We start from the raw sequence: 21,807 nt of genomic DNA, 5'->3' as shown, positions 1-21,807 counted from the left end.
TGCGCTCACGAGGACGTCAGGGGTGTCATTGGCGGCACCGACCACACCCGTGACAGTAGGATGGCCGGGTACCACGCGGTCGACGCTCGACAGGCCGCGACCGCCTTGGAGACGAGAAGGAGTGCAACCCGCCCGTGGCTGCCCAGAAATCAGACAAGAGCACTCCCAACAAGGACTACGGTGCCTCCTCCATCACCGTTCTCGAGGGTCTCGAGGCGGTGCGCAAGCGCCCAGGCATGTACATCGGTTCCACCGGTGAGCGGGGCCTGCACCACCTGATCTGGGAGGTCGTCGACAACTCGGTCGACGAGGCGATGGCAGGCCACGCCACCACCGTCGCGGTCACGATGCTCGCAGACGGCGGGATCGAGGTCATCGACGACGGCCGCGGTATCCCGACCGGCATGCACGCCTCCGGCGTCCCCACCGTCGAGGTCGTCATGACCCAGCTGCACGCCGGCGGCAAGTTCGATTCCGACGCGTACGCCGTCTCCGGCGGCCTGCACGGCGTCGGCATCTCCGTCGTGAACGCGCTGTCGACCAAGGTCGAGGTCGAGATCGACAACGACGGCTACCACTGGAACCAGACCTACACCAAGGCGGTCCCCGGTGAGCTGGTCAAGGGCGAGCCGACCAAGCGAACCGGCACCACCGTCCGGTTCTGGGCGGACCCGGACATCTTCGAGACCACCACCTACAACGCGGAGACCGTGGCCCGCCGGCTGCAGGAGATGGCGTTCCTCAACAAGGGCCTGACCATCACCCTGACCGACGAGCGGATCACCGACGAGGAGGTCGCGGCCGAGGCCGAGTACGACGCCGACGCGACCAAGGCGCCCGAGGTCCAGTCCGTCCGCACCAGGACCTACCACTACCCGGGTGGCCTCGAGGACTACGTCCGGCACATCAACCGCACCAAGCAGGCGATCCACAACTCGGTCGTGGGCTACACCGCGAAGGGCACCGGCCACGAACTCGAGGTCGCGATGCAGTGGAACTCCGGCTACTCGGAGTCCGTGCACACCTTCGCCAACACGATCAACACCCACGAGGGCGGCACCCACGAGGAGGGCTTCCGCGCGGCCCTGACCACGGTGGTGAACAAGTACGCGAAGGACAAGAAGCTCCTCAAGGAGAAGGACGGCAACCTCACCGGCGACGACATCCGCGAGGGCCTCGCCGCGATCGTCAGCGTCAAGGTCGGCGAACCGCAGTTCGAGGGCCAGACCAAGACCAAGCTCGGCAACACCGAGGTCAAGTCCTTCGTGCAGAAGGCCTGCAACGAACACCTCTCGCACTGGTTCGAGTCGAACCCGGCCGACGCCAAGACGATCGTCACCAAGGCGGTCTCCTCGGCGCAGGCGCGGGTCGCGGCCCGCAAGGCCCGCGAGCTGGTCCGCCGCAAGAGCGCGACCGACCTCGGCGGGCTGCCGGGCAAGCTGGCCGACTGCCGGTCCAACGACCCGAGCAAGTCCGAGATCTACATCGTGGAGGGCGACTCCGCAGGCGGCTCGGCGAAGTCCGGCCGCGACTCGATGTACCAGGCGATCCTGCCGCTGCGCGGCAAGATCATCAACGTCGAGAAGGCGCGCATCGACCGGGTCCTGAAGAACAACGAGGTCCAGTCGATCATCACCGCGTTCGGCACCGGCATCCACGACGAGTTCGACATCGCGAAGCTGCGGTACCACAAGATCGTGCTGATGGCCGACGCCGACGTCGACGGCCAGCACATCGCGACGCTGCTGCTCACGCTGCTGTTCCGCTTCATGCGGCCGCTCGTCGAGCACGGGCACGTCTACCTCGCGCAGCCGCCGCTGTACAAGCTCAAGTGGCAGCGGTCCGAGCCGGAGTTCGCGTACTCGGACCGCGAGCGCGACGGATTGCTCGACGCGGGCCTCAAGGCCGGCAAGAAGATCAACAAGGACGACGGCATCCAGCGCTACAAGGGCCTCGGCGAGATGAACGCCAAGGAACTGTGGGAGACGACCATGGACCCGAGCGTCCGGGTTCTCCGCCTGGTCACCCTCGACGACGCCGCGGCCGCCGACGAGTTGTTCAGCGTCCTGATGGGCGAGGACGTCGAGGCTCGGCGCAGCTTCATCACCCGCAATGCGAAGGATGTCCGGTTCCTGGACGTCTGACCAATCCCACCAGCCGGGCCGGATAGTGTGATGTGAATCACACTATCCGGCCCGGCTGGTGGCGTAATGGTGTCAAAGTTGCCAGTGATGCCGGTTACGCCCGTTCTTCGAGGGGCCTCAGACGCTAGATAACAAAATGATAACGTCTTGGGAACATTCAAATGTCGACGTGTAACGCTTTGGCCTCTACACTTCAGTACCGCCTAGGCGTCTGTCTCGACTCGTACCCCGGCGAAATCGCTCCGCGCGATCGGGTGTAGGGCACGAATGCAGGCCGTCGTGCCGCACCTGGGAGGAAAGTGAGCATGCAAGATGAAGACTGAGACGCCACCGTCGAACAGGCTGTGGAACATCGAGGGCTGGGGCCTGCGATGGAAGGTTGCCGCGGTGCTCGTGGTGCCGCTGACCGTCGCGGTCGTGCTCGGCGGGCTCCGGGTCCAGAACGAGCTCAGCCAGGCGCTGGAGTTCCGTAACCAGGCCAAGCAGGTCGCCGACATCCCCGAGATCGTGGACCTCGGTACGATCTTCGGCACGGTTTCGGCCGGCTACGCGACGAAGACGGTCACCAACGAGGACATCGTCGCGATGGAGAAGGCGATCGTCGCGGCACGCGCGGCCACCTTCAACCCCGCCTTCCCCGATGCCGTCGCCGAGAAGCTGCGGTCCGCACTGAGCGGGATCGAGCAGATCCGCGACGATGCCAACAACGGCGTCACGGATCCCGAGCTCCCCGCCAAGACCGCCGCCATCCGCGCGGACATGACCGACATCGTCGACGAGATCATCCTCCCCATCGACGATGCCGAGGTCCTCAACGCGCACGACCGTCTGGTCGGTGTCTGGGCGTCCCAGCGTCGCCTCGCCGACCAGGTCACCGCGGCTCTCGAGGTGCTCAAGAACCCGAACGCCTCGCTGAACGCCCTGTATTCGGCGGCAGGCGCGGAGCGCGCGATGATCGACACCCTCGCCCGGTCGTACCCCGATTCCGACACGCAGATCCAGGAATTGCTCGATCGCAACCGCAACCGCGTCGCCATCATCGACGGGGCCGCGGGTGGCCCGCTGCCGCTGCTCGAGCTCCGGGCCGCGATGCTCGAGAGCGTCAAGATCTACGGCACGATGCTCGAGGAATCCACCGAGACCATCGCCACCACGGTCGCCGCGCGTGAGCAGGAAACCACCGGTGCCGCCATCCGCGACTCGCTCGTCGTCCTCGGCACGCTGATCGCGGCGACGGTGCTCGGACTGCTGGTGGCCCGATCGCTGATCAACCCCATCCGCAGGCTCCGCCGTGGCGCGCTCCAGGTGGCCAACCACGACCTCCCCGAGGCGATCGACCGCATCAAGGACGGCGACGACTCCGGCGTCATGGAGTTCGACCGCGTGCCCGTCCAGACCACCGAGGAGATCGGCCAGCTCGCGCGCGCCGTCGACGACATCCACGGCCAGGCGCTCCGACTCGCCGGCGAGCAGGCACACCTGCGCCTGCGGATCGGCGACATGTTCGAGACCCTGGCCCGGCGAAGCAAGTCGCTGGTCGACCAGCAGCTCGGTTTGATCGAGAACCTCGAGTTCGAGGAGAAGGACCCCAAGCGGCTGGAGAGTCTGTTCCGGCTCGACCACCTCGCCGCCCGCATGCGCCGTAACGGTGAGAACCTGCTGATCCTGTCGGGCACCAGGACCCGCCGCGGGCACTCCGCCCCGGTTCAGGTCGGTGACGTCGTGCGTGCCGCGATGTCCGAGGTCGAGGACTACCAGCGGGTCGAGGTCAAGGCCACGCCTCAGGGCGCCATCAGCGGCACCGTCGCCACCGATGTCGTGCACCTGCTCGCCGAGTTGCTGGACAACTCGCTGCGGGCTTCCCCGCCGGACAGCAAGGTGACGTTCAACTTCTCGCGGGCCGTCGACGGCGGGCTCCTGCTCGAGATCACGGACCGGGGAATCGGTATCCCCGCCGCGGAGATGGCGGTCATCAACGACCGCCTCGCCTCGGGTGGCGAGGTGAGCCCCGAGACCGCCAGGCACATGGGCCTGTTCGTGACCAGCCGGCTCGCGGACCAGCACGGGCTGACCGTGCGGATGCGGCCGACCTTCGACACGGACCGTAACCAGGGTGTGACGGTCAGCGTGCACATCCCGCACTCCGCGCTCGTCTCGCCGATGACGATGGGGATGACGGGTCCGCAGAGCAAGGTCGACTCCGAGGGCTATCCCGTCACCGGGGAACAGGCCGTCGCGGAACCCGCGGTCCCGGTCACCGTCACGGTGGGTCCCGGGCCGCTGACCACGGGTCCGATCGGGCTGCCGCAGCGCACGCCTGCCGCGCCGAACGGTCTGCCGCAGCGCACCCCCGGCGCGCCGAACGGTCTGCCGCGGCGCACCCCGGCGATGTTCGGGGTTCTGCCGCAGCGCACGCCGGCCACACCGGAGGGTCTGGCTCAGCCCAGCGAGTCCGCACCCAGCCCGTCGCCGCAGCCGAGTCCGCTGGCTCCGCCCGCCGGCCTCCCGCAGCGGACCCCCGGTGCCAGCGGTCTGCCGCAGCGCACCCCCGGTGCGACGACCGGACTGCCCCCGGTCAATCCCGAGGCGAGCGCTCCGGCCTCTGCTCCGGCTCCCGCCGTGCCGACCGTCGAATCGGCACCGGCGGCACCGGCGGCACCGGCGGCACCGGCTGCTCCGGCCGCGAGGGCGGAGAACGCGGAGCCTGCAGGCACCACGCAGCACCGCTACCGCGTCAACTCGCAAAAGACCGCGTCGTTCTTCCAGCCGCGTGCGAACGTCGAGCCGTTGCGCCCGATCCTGCACCCGCAGGAGACCACGCCGATCTTCAGCGGCATGGTCTCGACCGGCATCGTCTCGGATTGGTTGACGGCGCCGAACCCGGAAGAGGGCAACAAGAACTGGACCTCGGCCGCGGACGAGGGCTGGAGCGCCGCGCAGCGCGCCAGTGCCCCTCAGGTGGAGGTCCGCACCGAGTCCGGACTCCCGCAGCGGCAGCCCGGACACCAGTTGGTTCCGGGCGGGGTCGACGGGGCTGACAAGATCACAGCCAAGCTGCGCGACCCGGAGGCCATCCGCGAGAAGCTCAGCCGCCACCAAAAGGGCATCCGAGACGGTCGCGCCGCCGGCCATGCCGAACGCAACAGCATCTAAGGAGACAGATGAACATGGATCAGGGATCCGCGCTCAACATGGATCAGGGGTCCGCGGGCGGCTACTCGCTCGACTGGTTGGTTTCGAACTTCGCGCGTGAGGTTCCGGGCGTCTCGCATGCCGTGCTGGTGTCGGCGGACGGCCTGCTCATGGCCGGAAGTGCGCACCTGCCGGTGGACCGCGCCGAGCAGCTGGCGGCGGTCACTTCCGGGCTGGCGAGCCTGTCGGCCGGCGTCTCCCGACTCTTCGAGGGCGGCGGTGTTCTCCAGTCCGTCGTCGAGATGCAGCACGGGTACCTGCTGTTGATGAGCGTCGGTGACGGCTCCCATCTCGCCGCGCTCACCTCGTCGGGTTGCGACATCGGCCAGGTCGGATACGAGATGGCACTCCTGGTCGACCGCGTCGGCGCCTCTGTGCAGGCGACGCCGCGAGCCGTGATCGGGACCTGATTCCGAGGTGGCCATGGACGAGCAGCACAACGCAGACACGGAGACCGGGCCCAGCCTGGTCCGGCCGTACTCCCTCACATCGGGGCGCACGAAACCAGCGGTGGAGCTGGCGCTCGAGGCGCTGATCCAGGTCCTTCCCGATCCGGAGAACCGGAACTGGGACCTGGGCGACATCGAGGCCACCATCGTCGCACTGTGCGCACAGTCACCCTCGCTCGCGGAGATCGCCGCGCGGGTCGGCGTCCCCATCGGGGTCGCGCGCGTGCTGGTGGCAGACCTTGTCGAAGCCGGCCACCTGCGAATCCTCGCCACTCTTCAAGCAGACGCGAGCGACAGCGAGCGTCGGGAACTCATCGAAAGGGTCCTCGGTGGACTTCGCCAAATCTAGTGCCCAGCAGAATCGGGTGACCTCGACAAAGATCGTGATCGCCGGTGGATTCGGCGTGGGCAAGACAACCCTGGTCGGGGCCGTCTCCGAGATCGTGCCGCTCCGGACCGAGGCACTGGTCACCAACGCCTCCGACGGCGTCGACGATCTCGCCGGGATCCCGCAGAAGGCCACCACCACCGTCGCCATGGACTTCGGTCGGATCAGCCTGGCCGACGACCTGGTCCTGTACCTGTTCGGGACGCCCGGACAGCACCGCTTCTGGTTCATGTGGGACGACCTGATCCGCGGCGCCATCGGCGCGATCGTGTTGATCGACACCCGCCGGCTCGACGAGAGCTTCGCCGCCGTCGACTTCTTCGAGGCCCGCAAGCTGCCGTTCCTGGTGGCGATCAACGAGTTCGACGACGCGCCCCGGTACCACCTCGAGGACATCCGGCAGGCGCTGGCGGTGTCTCCCGATGTGCCGATCATGTCCATCGACGCCCGCGATCGGGAGTCGGCCAAGAGTGGACTGGTCGCAGTCACGGAATACGCCCTGCGCCGGCTGGGTCAGCCGGTCGCGTAAGACGTCCCACCCGCTCGGTGGTGCCACGATGCCGGCACCCGGCCCGGCCCCCCGTTGACGACGGGGGGCCGGTTCTGGTCGTGGGTGACCTCACCATCGACGGATCGACCTGCGAATGGGGGCTCCGCGCGCCGTGTTGCCCGGCGTATCCACCGACAATCCGCGGTTGATGCCGGGTCTAGCTGACCTGCACCTATAGACTCGGGTGGTTGCGCGACATCCTGCGAGGCGGCCAGTCCGCGAGGAGACGCGAAGCCGAGTAGAAGAGGAGCTCATGACCGACACCACGTTGCCGCCTGAGGGGACGGGGCACGACCGCATCGAGCCCGTCGACATTCAGCAAGAGATGCAGAGCAGCTACATCGATTACGCGATGAGCGTCATCGTGGGCCGCGCCCTGCCGGACGTGCGCGACGGCCTCAAGCCCGTGCACCGCCGCGTGCTCTATGCGATGTACGACAACGGCTACCGCCCGGATCGCGGCTACGTGAAATCCGCGCGACCGGTCGCCGACACGATGGGTAACTACCACCCCCACGGCGACACCTCGATCTACGACACCCTGGTCCGCATGGCCCAGCCGTGGTCGCTGCGTTACCCGCTCGTCGACGGCCAGGGCAACTTCGGCTCCCGCGGCAACGACGGCGCGGCCGCGATGCGTTACACCGAGTGCCGGCTCACGCCGCTGGCGATGGAGATGCTCCGCGAGATCGACCACGACACGGTCGATTTCGCGCCGAACTACGACGGCAAGACGCAAGAGCCGACGGTTCTCCCCAGCCGTATCCCCAACCTGTTGATCAATGGCTCCGGCGGCATCGCCGTCGGCATGGCGACCAACATCCCGCCGCACAACCTGGGTGAGGTCGCGGAGGCCATCTACTGGGCGCTGGAGAACCACGAGGCCGACGAGGAAGCCACCCTGGCGGCGGTGACGGAGCGGATCAAGGGACCGGACTTCCCGACCGCGGGCCTGATCGTCGGCGGCCAGGGCATCACCGACGCCTACCACACCGGCCGCGGGTCGGTCCGGATGCGCGGCGTGGTGGAGATCGAGGAGGACGCCAAGGGGCGCACCACCATCGTGATCACCGAGCTTCCCTACCAGGTGAACCCGGACAACCTGATCACCTCGATCGCCGAGCAGGTGCGGGACGCGAAGATCGCCGGCATCTCCGACATCCACGACGAGTCCTCCGACCGCGTCGGCATGCGCATCGTCGTCACCGTCAAGCGTGACGCCGTGGCGAAGGTGGTGCTCAACAACCTCTACAAGCACACCCAGCTGCAGACCAGCTTCGGCTGCAACATGCTCTCCATCGTCGACGGGGTGCCCCGCACCCTGCGACTGGATCAGATGATCCGTCTCTACACCACGCACCAGCTCGAAGTGATCGTCCGGCGCACCAAGTACCTGCTGCGCAAGGCCGAGGAGCGGGCCCACATCCTGCGCGGGCTGGTCAAGGCGCTCGACGCGCTCGACGAGGTCATCGCGCTCATCCGGGCGTCGCAGACCGTGGACATCGCCAGGGCCGGCCTGATCGAGCTGCTCACCGTCGACGAGATCCAGGCCGACGCTATCCTCGCCATGCAGCTGCGTCGCCTGGCTGCCCTCGAGCGTCAGAAGATCATCGACGAGCTCGCCGAGATCGAGCGCGAGATCGCGGATTACCAGGACATCCTGGCCAAGCCGGAGCGTCAGCGCGCGATCGTGCGCGACGAGCTCAAGGAGATCGTCGACAAGTACGGCGACGACCGGCGCACGCGCATCATCGCGGCCGACGGCGACGTCGCGGACGAGGACCTGATCGCCCGCGAGGATGTGGTGGTCACCATCACCGAGACCGGATACGCCAAGCGCACCAAGACCGACCTCTACCGCTCGCAGAAGCGCGGCGGCAAGGGTGTCCAGGGCGCCGGGCTCAAGCAGGACGACATTGTCAAGCACTTCTTCGTCAGCTCGACCCACGACTGGATCCTGTTCTTCACCACGAAGGGCCGGGTGTACCGGGCCAAGGCCTACGAGCTGCCCGAGGCCAGCCGCACCGCGCGCGGCCAGCACGTGGCGAACCTGCTGGCCTTCCAGCCGGACGAGCGGATCGCCCAGATCATCCAGATCAAGACCTACGAGGACGCGCCCTACCTGGTGCTCGCCACCCGCAACGGACTGGTCAAGAAGTCGAAGCTGACCGATTTCGATTCCAACCGCAGCGGCGGCATCGTCGCGGTGAACCTGCGCGGAGAGGACGAGCTGGTCGGTGCCGTGCTCGCCTCCTCGGAGGACGATCTGTTGCTGGTGTCGGCGCAGGGTCAGTCGATCCGGTTCTCCGCCACCGACGAGGCGCTGCGGCCGATGGGCCGCGCCACCTCCGGTGTGCAGGGCATGCGTTTCAACGGCGACGACGAGCTGCTCTCGCTGAACGTCGTGCGGGAAGGCACCTATCTCCTGGTCGCGACCTCGGGTGGGTACTCGAAGCGCACCGCGATGGAGGACTACCCGGTCCAGGGCCGCGGCGGCAAGGGCGTGCTGACGATTCAGTACGACAGGCGGCGTGGCACCCTGGTCGGAGCGCTCATCGTCGACGACGACGACGAGCTCTACGCCATCACCTCCGGCGGGGGAGTGATCCGCACCGCGGCCAAGCAGGTGCGGAAGGCCGGCCGACAGACCAAGGGCGTGCGGTTGATGAATCTCGGGGACGGCGACACCCTGCTCGCGATCGCGCGCAACGCCGACGAACCTGACGAGTCCGACGCCGCCGCGAGCGACGGATCGAAGGAGTCGTAGTGAGTACTCCCAACCAGCCCAGCAGCGATCAGCAGGGGTCACCTGCGGGACCGCCTGCCAAGGCACAGGGCGGCACGCCGGAGGGGGCGGCAGGGACCCCGTCACCGGCGCAGCCTGCCGCCGCGCAGGCGTCGCCCCCGGCGGCGGCCAAGCCCGATGCTCCCGAGGCGGCCAAGCCCGCACCGGGCCAGCCCTCCGCCCCCGCGAAGCAGGCGACCGCACCTTCCGCCGGTCAGGACCGCCCGGTCCCGCCCGCGCAGGGGGCGGGCCAGTCTGCCCGACCGCAGGGGCAGTCGCCGCAGGGACAGCAGCCGACCGGACCGTCCCGGCCTGCGCAGGCTCCGCAGTCCGGCACCACACCCGCGGCCCCGGCGCAGGGCGCGCGGCCCGCGGGCGCTGCGCCGCAGGGCGGTGCGGCTCCGGCCTCCCCTCAGGGTGGTCGACCCACTCAGGCGCCCGGCCAGCGGTCCCAGCAGAACGGTGGCCCGGCCACCGGTCCCGGAAACGGAAACCGTCCAGGCGCTCCCACGGGTGGTCCGGGTGCGCGTCCGGCGTCGCCGGCCGGTGCCGGTACCCGCCCGGGCGGCCCCGCGGGTGGTCCGGGAACGCGTCCGGGCGCCCCCGCAGGCGCGCCGGCAACCCGACCGGCCTCGGCGTCGGGTGGCCCCGGCACCCGACCGGCCGGGACCGCGGCGGGTAAGCCCGCGGCTGGGACTCCGGCGGCGGGCAAGCCCGCGGCGGGAACCCCCGCAGGCGAGCATGCGGCGAAGGCGGCCCGCAAGGAGGCCGCGAAGGCCAAGACCGCGGTGATCGACGGCCCGACCCGGCACATCGACCGCTCCGATCTCGCGAAGGACCTCCCGGACCTGTCCGCGGTCAAGCACCCGCTGCCCGGCGACGTGTCCGCGGCGGCCGGCTCGGGCCCCAAGTCGGGTGCTCAGCCCGCGATCGTGGCGGTGCCGTCCGACGTGGTCGCCGGTGAACCGCTGCGCGCGACCATCCAGGTACGCAAGGTCGACCCCTGGTCGACTCTCAAGGTGTCCCTGGTGATCTCGGTGGCGCTGTTCTTCGTGTGGATGTTCGCCGTCGGGTTCCTGTACGTCGTCCTCGACGGCATGGGTGTCTGGGATCGCCTGAACAACGCCTTCACCGACATCGTGTCGGAGACGGGCGACGAGGGCCTCGTCAGCGCCGGTCAGGTGTTCGGCTACTCCGCGCTGATCGGTGCCATCAACGTGGTGCTCTTCACGGCCCTCGCCACCATCGGATCGTTCATCTACAACCTCTGCACGGACCTGGTCGGCGGGGTCGAAGTGACCCTCGCGGATCGCGACTGACCTGGGGTTTTGGTTTCCCACCGGGCCGGTTTTGGTCGCGGCCGGTCGGTGGGGTAATCTCATGCCTCGGTTCTGGGAGACAAGTTCAGCCGTCACCCGGACCGTGGTTAAGGGCCTATAGCTCAGGCGGTTAGAGCGCTTCCCTGATAAGGAAGAGGTCGGAGGTTCAAGTCCTCCTAGGCCCACTCCCCGTGCCGACGAAGGGTTCGAGCATGAAGGTTCTGCTACTCGCGGCAGCCGTCGTGACCGTGCTCTTCGGACTGACGAAGCTGCGGTCGCAGCACCGCAGCGAGGATGTATGGCACGAGGTCACCAGCCGCTAGCGCGGACGGGGCCTTAGCTCAGTTGGTAGAGCGCTGCCTTTGCAAGGCAGATGTCAGGAGTTCGAATCTCCTAGGCTCCACAGCGGAAATCACAACCGAAAACGGCGTCACCTCAACACCTCCCACTTTCGGTGGGAGGTGTTTTGCTGTCGGGGTAGTAGGGCGGGGTGCGGTCGGCCCGGGCGCCGAAGGTCACGACTGGATCGCCGCCGGGGACAAGTTCACCGAAATGTGCTCGATATCACATGCTCTCGGATACTGTTCGCCTGGGGGAATCGCAACCGAACCCGGGAGTCGACATGAAACTCAGGAAGATTGTCGCCACTGCACTGTTCGTGACGGCGACGATGGGCGTCGGCGCGGTCACCGCGCACGCCGACCCGGCCGCATTGGTCGGCGCTCATCTGCAGGGCAGGGACCAGGGCGTCGGCTACAGTACGGGGCTCGCGCCCGGCGGGAATTCAGTGGTCACGTTGCTGGACGCGGGCGTGTTCCGGGTTTCCGGCGACGGTGGTGGGGTGAGTGTGCTCCGCGACGACGGGACGTCCATCGGCACGATTCCCCTCGCATACCGCGTGAACGGTGAGACCCACTCGATCGCGCCCGTGATCGGTGACGGCGGCCGGGCCCTGACCTTGACCCCGAACACCATTCCGTCGTTCGCGCAGCCGGTCGCCTGGGACAACCCGGCGGACCAGCAGCGCCTGCTGGGGGAGATCCAGAAGGCCCAGATGGGCGGGATCGTGGGTCAGACCGTCGGTGGCATCATCGGCCTGCTCGTCGGCTGTGTGGTGGGCGTGCTCGCCGGATGCTTCCCGGGATCGATCATCGGCTCGCTCATCGGTGGCGTGATCGGGTTGGACATGGTCGGCGGCGAACCGTTGCGAGCAGCCTTCTTCCAATTCGTCGGTCCGATGCCGACCCTGCCGGGGCTGCCGGCACCGGCGGCGCCCTGACGCGCGCCCGCACATCACCCAGCGTCACACACGCAGCCCGCGATCGGCTTCCGATCGCGGGCTGTCTGTCTGTGTAGCGCTGCCGGGGCCCTGTGCAATTGTGAACAAACCTGTGCAGCAATCGGTTTCGAGACCGCATGGTCGGGTGTGTCCCGCACCGAATCGGGCGGGCGGCCGCTCGGTAAGTATGTGTTACCGTGCGTGCGGCTTCGCGGTCGGAGCCGATGAGCAGGGGCGGAGTCGATTGTGGTCAAGAGTGTGCGCAGAAGCTGGCGACGGGGTGCCGTCGCGGCGGCCGCCCTGTCGGTGATCGTCACCGCTGTCGCGGCGCCTGTCGCGACCGCCGCACCCGCGGACTTCTACACACCGCCGTCAGAGCTGTCGGCGAACGCTCCCGGCGACGTGATCCGCAGCGAACCGTCCGAACTCGCGCTGCGGGTGCCCGGCACCGACGGCGCGTTCCCCGCCGACGGCAGGCGCATCATGTACCGCAGCACGGACGCGAACGGTGTCGCCAACGCGGTCACCGGTACCTACCTGGACCCGCAGCAGCCCTGGGCCGGTCCCGGACCCAGGCCCCTGGTCAGCCTGGCCATCGGAACCCACGGCCAGGGCGACCAGTGTGCACCGTCGAAGCTGCTGGGCCAGGTGATCGCCTATCAGGCGCCGATCGGGCTGATGACCGAGTACGAGGTGCTCGGGATCAACGCCCTGCTGCTCCAGGGCATCGCCGTCGTGGTCACGGACTACGACGGACTCGGCACGCCGGGCGTGCACACCTACGTCAACCGCGCGGCCGAGGCGCATGCGGTGCTGGACGCGGCCCGCGCGGCCAAGAACCTGCCCGGCACCTCGATCACCGCGGACGGCCCGGTCGGGTTCTGGGGCTACTCGCAGGGAGGTGGCGCCGCGGCCGCCGCGGCCGAACTGGCCGCCGACTATGCGCCGGAGCTCGAGGTCAAGGGCACCTACGCCGGGGCCCCGCCCGCGGATCTCGCGGCGACCCTCGCGCAGATCGACGGCTCCTTCCTCACCGGAGCCATCGGCTATGCGATCAACGGGCTCGCGCAGGCGTACCCGGAGTTCCGCGACCTCATCGACGCGGAGCTCAACGACAAGGGCAAGGCGATGCTGGCGGAGACCCAGAACCTCTGCGTGGTCGAGACCGGTGCCCGGTTCGCCTTTCAGAAGTCCAGCGGCTACACCCGCAGCGGCGAGTCGCTGTCCGTGGTGCTCGACCGACTTCCGCTGGCGAAGGAACTGCTCGAGCGGCAGCGGATCGGAAAGCGGACGCCGTCGGGGCCGGTCCTGATCCAGTCCGGCAACCACGACGACGTCGTGCCCTTCGGCCAGGCGCGGGAGCTGGCGGGGGCGTGGTGCGGACGCGGCGCGGTGGTGCAGTTCACCGAGAACCCGATCCCGAGCGTCCTGCCGGGTTCCGTGATCAACCACGGGGCGCCGCTCGTCCTCGGGCTGCCCGAGGCGCTGACCTACATGGTCGACCGGTTCCACGATCGGCCGGCACCGAGCACCTGCTCGTCCTGACGCCTGCTGGTCCTCCGGTAGCAGGGGCCACCGATACCGTGGGGTGATGTGCTGCCGTCGGCGCGCCGCGATGCTCGAGGCATGACGACCGATGCAGCCCCGCCCCGCTGGTGGGCGCCGACGACGATCTACGTGCTGGTGGTGTTTCTCGCGGGCGGCGTCCTCGTGGCGCTCCAGACGGTGACCGGTCCCGACGCGGACCTGCTCGAACTGGTGCAGTTTGCACCGGCCATCGCGGTGGCGGCGGTCCTGGCGGTCTGGCGGGGCAGATGGCGTCCGCCGCTGGCACTGGGCATGTGGCGGCCCGACCCGGCCGCCCTCGTGGCCGCGCTCGGCTCGGTTCTGGTCATTCTGGCGCTGCCGGCGGCAGTGCTCGTGTCCCTCGGCGCAGACCCCGACTTCTCGGCCGTCCGGGCCGGCGGGGCGCAGCTGGGCCTGCTGGTCCTCGCTCAGTGCGTCGGGGCATGTGGGGAGGAACTCGGCTGGCGGGGGTTCCTGCAGCCCTACCTGCGCACGAGGTATTCCGTGCTGGTCACCGGCGTGCTCGTCGGAACCGTGTGGGGGGCGTGGCACGTCCAGGTGTTCACGGCGGGCGCCGCGTACGCGACTGCCTTCCTGTCGGCGACGATCGCGATGTCCGTTCTGCTGGCGGTGCTCCTCGACAACGGACGCAAGGGCAGCCTGTTGATCGCCACGGGGTTCCACGCGGCCGTCAACCTCGGCCTGCTGGTGTTCGGCGACGCCGGGGGCCGTGAGCCCCTGCTGTGGTCGTCGATGGCCGTCGCCGCGGCGGGCTGTGCCGCGGCGACAGCGGTGTTCAGGAGTTCTCGACGTCCCGCAGGCTCGGCGGTGCCGGCGCGACCGGCGGCACCTCGCGTCGACGCTGCTTGACGTACACGGCGCCCGCCGCGGCCGCCGCACCGAGGCCGATGACCAGCAGCGCCCGCCTGCCGCGCCCGCGGCCGCGGCCCTTGACCTGCTCGGCGGCCACCGCCGCGACCGCCTGCTCGTCCACCAGCGCGAGGGCGGGGACGGCCTTGGGCCGGGAGGACAGTGCCTTCCTGGCCAGGGCGTAGCCCTGGCGGCCGAGGTAGAGGCTCAACGCCCCGGTGCTCTTGGCGACCACGCCAGTGCCTTTCGCGACTCCGCCCGTGCCCTTGGCGAACCCGAGCGCCGCGAGCTGCGCGAGCCTCAATGCGCTGCTGACCGTGGAGGATTCGGGTGCGGGGGGCACGACCTCGAGGGTGGGCGCCTGGTCAGCCGGGGCGGGGACAGAAACCGGGGTGGACTTCGTCGCACGGGTCATCTGTCCACTGTCGCACATGTTCCTTGCGACGGAATGGCACGATGGGGGTGTGACTTCACCGAATCAGACCGCAACCGCAACGCTGCACACCAACCGCGGCGACATCAAGATCGCCCTGTTCGGCAACCACGCGCCGAAGACCGTGGAGAACTTCGTCGGGCTCGCCGACGGCTCCAAGGCGTACAGCACCCAGAACGCCGCGGGGGGCAACTCCGGCCCGTTCTACGACGGTGCCGTCTTCCACCGGGTCATCGACGGCTTCATGATCCAGGGCGGCGACCCGACCGGGACCGGCCGTGGCGGCCCGGGCTACCAGTTCGGCGACGAATTCCACCCGGAGCTGCAGTTCGACAAGCCCTACCTGCTGGCCATGGCGAACGCAGGGCCGGGCACCAACGGCTCGCAGTTCTTCATCACCACCGGCAAGACCCCGCACCTCAACCGCAAGCACACCATCTTCGGTGAGGTCGTGGACGACGAGTCGAAGAAGGTCGTCGACGCGATCTCCGCGACCTCGGTGGACCGCACCGACCGTCCGCTGGAGCCGGTCGTGATCAACAGCATCACCATCTCCTGATCGGCACTGCGAGATGACCAACCCCGGTTGGGGTGGCGTGTCCGGTGACGGCACGCCGCCCCAACCGCGGTGCGTCCGGCACCTCGACCGGCCCACCGCGCTCTCCTGCACCCGCTGCGGACGTCCCGCGTGCGTCGAGTGCCTGCGACCGGCCGCCGTCGGCCAGCACTGCGTCGACTGCATCGCCGCCGACGCCAAGACCACCCCGTCGGCCCGCACCGTCGCCGGCGCGCCGATCCGGGCCGGCCTCCCGACCCCGATCGTCACGTACGCCCTGATCGGCATCAATGTCCTGATCTACGCGATCACGGTGCTCCAGTCCGGCAATGTGGCGAACAATCACCGCGGGTCCGGTCTGTTCAACGCGTGGGCGCTGTGGCCGCCCGCGGTCGCCGACGGCGACCTGATCCGCGTCCTCGGGGCCGGCTTCCTGCACTTCGGTCCGATCCACCTGCTGGTCAACATGTTCGCGCTGTGGGTGATCGGTCGCGACACCGAGATCGTGCTCGGGCGCGCGCGCTACATCGCGGTGTACCTCATCTCGATACTCGGCGGGTCGGCCGCCGTGATGGCCTTCCAGATGAACGCGGTCACCGCGGGTGCCTCGGGCGCGGTGTTCGGGCTGATGGGCGCGCAGGCGGTGATCCTGCTGCGGCTCAAGCGCAGCCCCGGCCCGGTGCTCGCGATCATCGCCCTCAACGTGATCATCAGCGTGACGATCCCGGGGATCTCCCTGTGGGGGCACCTCGGCGGGCTCGTCGCGGGCGCCGCCGCCACCGCGGCGCTGATGTTCGCCCCGGGCAGCCTCGGCACCCCCGCGGAGCGGCAGAGGGCACGCACCCTCGGCTGGGGCGGCCTCGCCGCCGTCACCGTCGTCTCGGTGGGCGTCATCGCGCTGCGGATGGCGCAGCTGCGGGCCGAACTCGGGATGTAGGCGCCTCGCCGGCTACGGGCGCGGCCGCTCCGGCGGCACCAGCCCGCGGTCGGCGAGCGCCTCGTAGACATCGGTGGGATCGGTGCCCAGGTCCCAGCGCCCGAAGATCAGCAACGTGTCGTCGTCGGCGCCCGGCGGGCGCACGTCGATCTCGAGCATCGGCACCCGGCGGCCCAGCCGCGGATACCGCACGATCCGGACCCGGTTCATCTCCGTCACCGGGTACTCGCGCCGTCCGCTCAGTCGCTGCACAACGATGCCCGTCGCGCCCTCCAGCACGGCGAGCCGGGGCCGCTGGCGGAGCCCCAGCGCGGTGATCACCAGCAGCCCGAGGGCGCCGAGGCCGATCAGCACCCGTCCCGCCGGATCCGACGGCACCGCCGCGGCGGCGACGAGCATGGCCACCCCGCCGACCCCGGTCGCGATCAGCGCCCCGGTGGGTGTGGACCAGGAAAGCTCGGGGTTGTGCACAGGGTTTTCGGGGTTGTGCACAGGCTCTCCACAGCTATCCACAGGGTTTATCCACATTGGGGATGAATGACAACGATGTAATTGACGCGGTCAGGATGGGGTTGTCCCCAGGTCAGCGCCATCTCATGGTCATGATGAGGCCGACGACCATGAACCCGAAGCCGACCAGGAAGTTGTAGGCCCCCAGGTCGTTCATCCAGGTGATCTGGTCCGCGGCCAGGTAGTAGACGATCAGCCACGCCAGCCCGAGCAGCATGAAGCCCAGCATCACCGACACGTAGAGGGTGCTGGACGGTCCGGCCTTGACCTTCACGGGCGTGCGGTTCGCGGGGTTGATCGTGTAGTCGGTCTTCTTGCGGACCTTCGACTTGGGCATGACGTCCTCGTTGGTTCAGTGCGGATCGTGCGATTGCGTGGGCGTCGGCGTCGACGCCCACCAGGTAGATTCGAGATTACCGGTGGTGGTACACGCTAGCCGAGCGCCGAGGTGCCCGGGCAGGGTCTGCTGGGTCGACCCCGGGAGCACCAGGTGATCGCGGACAGGGGAGGAGACGGTGGCTGTGACCGAACCCGCCCCGACCGAACCCGATCCGACGGTGGCCGACCGAGCCGCGGCGCACGCGGCCCCTCGGCGCACCCGGCTCTTCTGGAAGATCTGCGTCCCCGTGGTGTGCGTGGTGACCGGGCTGCTGTTGGCGACCACCCGAGCGGTTTCGGAGGGCAACGAGCTGCGGCGCGGCGACACCACCAGGCTCTCCGACCTGGTGCGGAGCGCGCAGGCCGATGTCGACGACGCGGCGGGCGTGCGGGACGGGCTGGCCGCACAGTTGGCTGCCATGCAGGACACCGCGGCCGGTTCCGACGCCGGCGTCGCCGACGCGCTGGAGCAGAGCCGCGCGCTGGAGGACGCGGCCGGGCTGAGCGCCGTCACCGGACCGGGCGTGCGGGTGACGCTGACCGACGCGCCCCGCGACTCCGACGGCAAGTTCCCCGCGGGCGCCTCACCCGACGACCTCGTCGTGCACCAGCAGGACGTGCAGAGTGTGCTGAACGCGCTCTGGGCGGGCGGGGCCACCGCGGTGGGGATGCAGGACCAGCGTGTGGTCAACACCTCCGCCCCGCGCTGTATCGGCAACACGTTGTTGCTGCACGGGCGGACCTACAGCCCGCCATACGAGATGACGGCGATCGGCGACCCGGCCCGGATCGAGGCGGCACTCGCCGCCGAGCCCGGCGTCCGGACCTTCAAGCAGTACGCGGTCCGGTACGGGCTGGGGTACACGCAGGAGACGTCGGACACGCTGACGGTGCCCGCGTACGACGGTCAGCTGCGGACCAAGTTCGCGCGATAGCGGCTGCGCCGCCCGTCCGTGATCCGTACCCCCGCCGGGGGTGCAGATCGCGCACGAGCGGCGCAGCCGCCTATCCTGCTGGAATGCGCATCCTGGTCGTCGACAACTACGACAGCTTCGTGTTCAACCTGGTGCAGTACCTCGGCCAGCTCGGCACCAAGGCCACTGTCTGGCGCAACGACGACCCGCAGCTCGCCGACCGCGACGCCGTCGCCGCCCGGTTCGACGGGGTTCTGCTCAGCCCGGGACCGGGCACACCGCAGCGAGCGGGGGCGAGCATGGACCTGGTCGCGGCCTGCGCCGCGGCGCGCACGCCGCTGCTCGGTGTGTGCCTCGGTCACCAGTCCATCGGCGCCGCGTTCGGGGCCACCGTCGACCGGGCGCCGGAACTGCTGCACGGCAAGACCAGCCAGGTCAGCCATGACGGCACCGGGGTGCTGGCCGGTCTGCCCGACCCGTTCACCGCCACCCGTTACCACTCGCTGACGGTGCTGCCGGAGACGATGCCTGCCGAGCTGATCGCCACCGCCCACACCGATACCGGCATCGTGATGGCAATGCGGCACCGGGAGCTGCCGATCCATGGTGTCCAGTTCCATCCGGAGTCGGTGCTCACCCAGGGCGGGCACCGGATGCTGGCGAACTGGCTGGAGGTGTGCGGGCAGCGTCCGCCGGAGGCGCTCGTCGCCACGCTGGAGGCCGAGGTCGCCCGGGCGCTGGGGTCCGCGCTCACGCACAACTGAACCACCATCGGGCCGGCGCGGGCTCGGTCGGGCCGCGCAGGCCGTCTCCGGCGTTTGCGCATAAAACCTTGGCGATCTGGTCATGGTCTTTGCCTCAGAGTCTGCAATAGCGTGGATTTTGCGCGGCCACGGACGAATTCGAGCCGCGCGGCGGCCCCCACTCGAACGGCGGGCCGTGACCACCGTTCGAACAATCGACCCGAGAGGTGGGCCCATCATGGCCGACAAGGTGAACATCGTTCTGGTGCACGGCGCTTGGGGGGACGGCTCGCATTGGCGTCACATCATCCCGACACTGCACAACGCGGGGCACAAGGTCGTCGCGGTGCAGAACCCGTTGACCTCGCTCGCCGACGACGTGGACCGCACACGAAAGCTGGCGGAGTCGCTCGACGGGCCGACATTGCTCGTCGGTCACTCCTATGGCGGCGCCGTCATCACCGGTGCCGGACACGCCGCGAATGTCGTTGGACTGGTGTACATCTCGGCCTTCGCTCCGGATGAGGGCGACAGCCTCGGCAGCATCTTCGCGCGCACCGACCAGCCGGCGGGGGCGGCCGCCATCGCCCCCGACGCGCAGGGATTCCTGTGGATCGCGCCGGACAAGTTCCAGGAGAGCTTCAGCCAGGATCTCGACGACACCGAGGCCCTGGTGATGGCGCTGACGCAGAAGCCGATCTCGGGTCAGTGCTTCTCCGACCCGTCGGGCCCGCCGGCCTGGAAGCAGAAGCCGAGCTGGTACCTCGTCTCCGGCCAGGACCGGATGATCCCGCCGGAGACCGAACGGTGGATGGCCGAGCGCATCGGCGCCCGCGAGACCGTGGAACTCGATGCCGGTCACGCCTCGCTGGCCTCGCACCCGCACGAGGTGACCCAACTGATCCTGACGGCGGCCGCAGCCGTCGCCTGACTCCGCCGTCGGTCCCCGGCCACCACACGTGGTGGCCGGGGACTAGGCGGTCCTTGCAGGTCAGCGCTCGCTGCCGTCGCCCGACGGTCCGCGCCCGTCGCCGTCGGCGTACGCGCCGTGGCCGTGGGCCTTGTCCTGGACTTCCTTGAGGATCGCCAGCTGGTCGTGCTCGTTCTTGTGCTCGGCCGCGGCGAGGGCATCGGACTGGTCGGCCGGGTCGGCGATGAGCAGGGATCCGGAGCCGGGCTTGCCTGCCAGACCGAGCTTGTTCATCTTCTTCGGGATCGCGGCGCCCTGGTACTCCAGCGGGATCGGGTGGCCGTGGTCGTCCACGGGTCCGAGCGGCTGGTGGGCCTCGACGTACTCGCCGTGCGGCAGACGCTTGATCACGCCGGTCTCGACGCCGTGCTCGAGCACCTGGCGGTCGCTGCGCTGCAGTCCCAGGCAGAACCGGTAGGTGACGAAGTAGGCGAGCGGCGGCAGCAGGATCAGGCCGATGCGACCGATCCACGTCGTCGCGTTCAGCGAGATGTTGAGTTTGTACGCGATGATGTCGTTCATGCCGGACAGGGTCTGCACGGTGTAGAACGCGATGGCCATCGCGCCGAGCGAGGTGCGCACCGGCACGTCGCGCGGACGCTGCAGCAGGTTGTGGTGAGCGTCGTCCTTGGTGAATATCTTCTCGATCCACGGGTAGGCGATCAGCACCGTGAACACCAGGCCCATGATGATCGCGGTCGCGAACGCCGGGGGGATGGTGTATGTGCTCCACAGGTACACCTCCCACGCCGGCCACAGGCGCGCCATGCCGTCGGTCCACATCAGGTAGATGTCGGGCTGCACGCCGGCGGACACCTGAGAGGCGTTGTACGGGCCCAGGTTCCAGATCGGGTTGATCTGCAGCAGGCCACCCATCAGGGCCAGCACGCCGAAGACCACTGAGAAGAACCCGCCGGATTTGACCGCGAAGACGGGCAGGATGCGGACGCCGACGACGTTCTGCTCCGTGCGGCCGGGGCCGGGGAACTGGGTGTGCTTCTGGTACCAGACCAGCGCCAGGTGTGCGCCGATCAGGGCCAGGATGATGCCGGGCAGCAGCAGCACGTGCGCGACGTACAGGCGCGGGATGATCAGCTGGCCGGGGAAGTCGCCGTCGAAGATCAACCACTGCATCCAGGTACCGACCACCGGGATGCTCAGCGTGATGCCCGACAGTGCGGCGCGAAGGCCGGTGCCGGACAGCAGGTCGTCGGGGAGGGAGTAGCCGAAGAAACCCTCGAAAATCGCCAGGATCAGCAGCAGGCTGCCGATGACCCAGTTCGCCTCACGCGGGCGCCGGAACGCGCCGGTGAAGAAAATGCGCAGCAGGTGCACGGTGATGGCCGCGGCGAACATCAGCGCGGCCCAGTGGTGGATCTGTCGCACGAACAGACCGCCGCGAACCTCGAACGAGATGTTCAGCGCGGTCTCGTATGCCCGGGACATCTCGACGCCGCGCAGTGGCTGGTACTCGCCGTTGTAGATGACCTCCGCCATCGACGGGTCGAAGAACAGCGTCAGATACACGCCCGAGATGAGCAGGACGATGAAGCTGTAGAGCGCGATCTCACCGAGCAGAAAGGACCAATGGGTCGGGAAGACCTTGTTGATCTGCCGGCGCACGCCGGCCGCGAGGTGGTACCGCGAGTCCATGCTTTCGGCCGCTTTGGCGGCGTGAGCGGAGCCCTTGGGCTGGCGACGGCTCATCTCGAGCCCCTCTCCCCACAGGAACCGCAAGTTCAGCGTCGAACCCGTGTCCGGCCTAGGTGGTGGGCGCAGCGGCGGCCTCGCAAGGTCGAACTTGAGCGCGCAGCGCACACGCTT

20 protein-coding genes and 2 tRNA genes are annotated in these 21,807 nt (G+C 69.0%); 18 read left to right on the top strand and 4 right to left on the bottom strand.

Features of this window, described 5'->3' with window-relative positions:
• Positions 1-134 precede the first annotated feature (134 nt).
• The 13 genes from gyrB to ACFQS9_RS10825 all read left to right on the top strand — a co-directional run bounded on the left by gyrB (position 135) and on the right by ACFQS9_RS10825 (position 14,542).
• Complete coding sequence (gene gyrB, locus ACFQS9_RS10885) at positions 135-2,144, top strand: DNA topoisomerase (ATP-hydrolyzing) subunit B (protein ID WP_378404401.1); 2,010 nt, start codon at positions 135-137, stop codon at positions 2,142-2,144.
• A 312-nt stretch (positions 2,145-2,456) separates the two neighbouring features.
• A complete protein-coding gene (locus ACFQS9_RS10880; protein WP_378404398.1) occupies positions 2,457-5,297 on the top strand; it encodes an ATP-binding protein in 2,841 nt (946 codons plus the stop codon).
• A gap of 38 nt (positions 5,298-5,335) precedes the next feature.
• Entirely contained in the window at positions 5,336-5,746 is a 411-nt protein-coding gene (locus ACFQS9_RS10875; protein WP_378404618.1) for a roadblock/LC7 domain-containing protein, read from the top strand.
• A gap of 13 nt (positions 5,747-5,759) precedes the next feature.
• Positions 5,760-6,134 (top strand): DUF742 domain-containing protein, encoded by a 375-nt coding sequence (locus tag ACFQS9_RS10870; RefSeq protein ID WP_378404396.1) that lies wholly within the window; start codon positions 5,760-5,762, stop codon positions 6,132-6,134.
• Positions 6,135-6,150: 16 nt separating this feature from the next.
• On the top strand, positions 6,151-6,702 hold the full coding sequence (locus ACFQS9_RS10865) for a GTP-binding protein (RefSeq protein ID WP_378404394.1): 552 nt from the start codon (positions 6,151-6,153) through the stop codon (positions 6,700-6,702).
• 274 nt (positions 6,703-6,976) lie between these two features.
• Positions 6,977-9,490 carry a DNA gyrase subunit A gene (gene gyrA / locus ACFQS9_RS10860; protein WP_378404392.1) on the top strand — a complete coding sequence of 838 codons (2,514 nt, stop codon included), beginning with the start codon at positions 6,977-6,979 and terminating at the stop codon, positions 9,488-9,490.
• Entirely contained in the window at positions 9,490-10,827 is a 1,338-nt protein-coding gene (locus tag ACFQS9_RS10855; protein ID WP_378404390.1) for a DUF3566 domain-containing protein, read from the top strand. Before gyrA ends, ACFQS9_RS10855 begins: the two co-directional genes overlap by 1 nt.
• Before the next feature lie 111 nt (positions 10,828-10,938).
• Positions 10,939-11,012, top strand: a tRNA-Ile gene (locus ACFQS9_RS10850).
• Between the two features lie 27 nt (positions 11,013-11,039).
• A complete protein-coding gene (locus ACFQS9_RS10845; RefSeq protein ID WP_378404388.1) occupies positions 11,040-11,150 on the top strand; it encodes a DLW-39 family protein in 111 nt (36 codons plus the stop codon).
• Between the two features lie 7 nt (positions 11,151-11,157).
• Positions 11,158-11,230 (top strand) — tRNA-Ala (locus ACFQS9_RS10840).
• Between the two features lie 219 nt (positions 11,231-11,449).
• Positions 11,450-12,106 carry a DUF8020 domain-containing protein gene (locus ACFQS9_RS10835; protein WP_378404386.1) on the top strand — a complete coding sequence of 219 codons (657 nt, stop codon included), beginning with the start codon at positions 11,450-11,452 and terminating at the stop codon, positions 12,104-12,106.
• A 246-nt stretch (positions 12,107-12,352) separates the two neighbouring features.
• The gene (locus ACFQS9_RS10830; protein WP_378404384.1) at positions 12,353-13,651 is read left to right on the top strand and encodes a lipase family protein; all 1,299 of its coding nucleotides are present in this window, start codon (positions 12,353-12,355) and stop codon (positions 13,649-13,651) included.
• Positions 13,652-13,732: 81 nt separating this feature from the next.
• Positions 13,733-14,542 (top strand): CPBP family intramembrane glutamic endopeptidase, encoded by an 810-nt coding sequence (locus ACFQS9_RS10825; RefSeq protein WP_378404382.1) that lies wholly within the window; start codon positions 13,733-13,735, stop codon positions 14,540-14,542.
• Here the strand turns inward: ACFQS9_RS10825 and ACFQS9_RS10820 are convergent.
• Positions 14,469-14,957 (bottom strand): hypothetical protein, encoded by a 489-nt coding sequence (locus ACFQS9_RS10820; RefSeq protein ID WP_378404379.1) that lies wholly within the window; start codon positions 14,955-14,957, stop codon positions 14,469-14,471. The genes ACFQS9_RS10825 and ACFQS9_RS10820 overlap by 74 nt on opposite strands.
• Positions 14,958-14,973: 16 nt before the next feature.
• Between ACFQS9_RS10820 and ACFQS9_RS10815 the strand changes: the two genes are divergently transcribed.
• Together ACFQS9_RS10815 and ACFQS9_RS10810 are read left to right on the top strand one after the other, a co-directional pair.
• Positions 14,974-15,534, top strand: coding sequence for a peptidylprolyl isomerase (locus tag ACFQS9_RS10815; RefSeq protein ID WP_378404377.1), 561 nt, complete (start codon positions 14,974-14,976; stop codon positions 15,532-15,534).
• Positions 15,535-15,547: 13 nt separating this feature from the next.
• Complete coding sequence (locus ACFQS9_RS10810; RefSeq protein WP_378404375.1) at positions 15,548-16,468, top strand: rhomboid family intramembrane serine protease; 921 nt, start codon at positions 15,548-15,550, stop codon at positions 16,466-16,468.
• Positions 16,469-16,480: 12 nt separating this feature from the next.
• Here ACFQS9_RS10810 and ACFQS9_RS10805 read toward each other — a convergent pair whose 3' ends face one another.
• Positions 16,481-16,960 (bottom strand): PH domain-containing protein, encoded by a 480-nt coding sequence (locus tag ACFQS9_RS10805; RefSeq protein ID WP_378404373.1) that lies wholly within the window; start codon positions 16,958-16,960, stop codon positions 16,481-16,483.
• Positions 16,961-17,051: 91 nt separating this feature from the next.
• Entirely contained in the window at positions 17,052-17,315 is a 264-nt protein-coding gene (crgA, locus tag ACFQS9_RS10800) for a cell division protein CrgA (protein ID WP_378404371.1), read from the bottom strand.
• A gap of 220 nt (positions 17,316-17,535) precedes the next feature.
• Between crgA and ACFQS9_RS10795 the strand changes: the two genes are divergently transcribed.
• From ACFQS9_RS10795 to ACFQS9_RS10785, 3 genes are all read left to right on the top strand, one after another.
• A complete protein-coding gene (locus ACFQS9_RS10795) occupies positions 17,536-18,291 on the top strand; it encodes a DUF881 domain-containing protein (protein ID WP_378404616.1) in 756 nt (251 codons plus the stop codon).
• A gap of 83 nt (positions 18,292-18,374) precedes the next feature.
• Complete coding sequence (locus ACFQS9_RS10790) at positions 18,375-19,034, top strand: aminodeoxychorismate/anthranilate synthase component II (protein ID WP_378404369.1); 660 nt, start codon at positions 18,375-18,377, stop codon at positions 19,032-19,034.
• Positions 19,035-19,251: 217 nt separating this feature from the next.
• Positions 19,252-19,944: an alpha/beta fold hydrolase gene (locus tag ACFQS9_RS10785; protein ID WP_378404366.1), complete on the top strand. Its 693-nt coding sequence runs from the start codon at positions 19,252-19,254 to the stop codon at positions 19,942-19,944.
• 60 nt (positions 19,945-20,004) lie between these two features.
• Here the strand turns inward: ACFQS9_RS10785 and qcrB are convergent, their stop codons facing one another.
• Positions 20,005-21,690, bottom strand: coding sequence for a cytochrome bc1 complex cytochrome b subunit (gene qcrB / locus ACFQS9_RS10780; protein ID WP_378404364.1), 1,686 nt, complete (start codon positions 21,688-21,690; stop codon positions 20,005-20,007).
• Positions 21,691-21,807 lie beyond the last annotated feature (117 nt).

This window comes from Rhodococcus daqingensis (genome assembly GCF_042665615.1).
Taxonomy (GTDB): Bacteria; Actinomycetota; Actinomycetes; order Mycobacteriales; family Mycobacteriaceae; genus Rhodococcus_G; species Rhodococcus_G daqingensis.
This window is presented reverse-complemented; position numbering and strand designations above follow the sequence as displayed.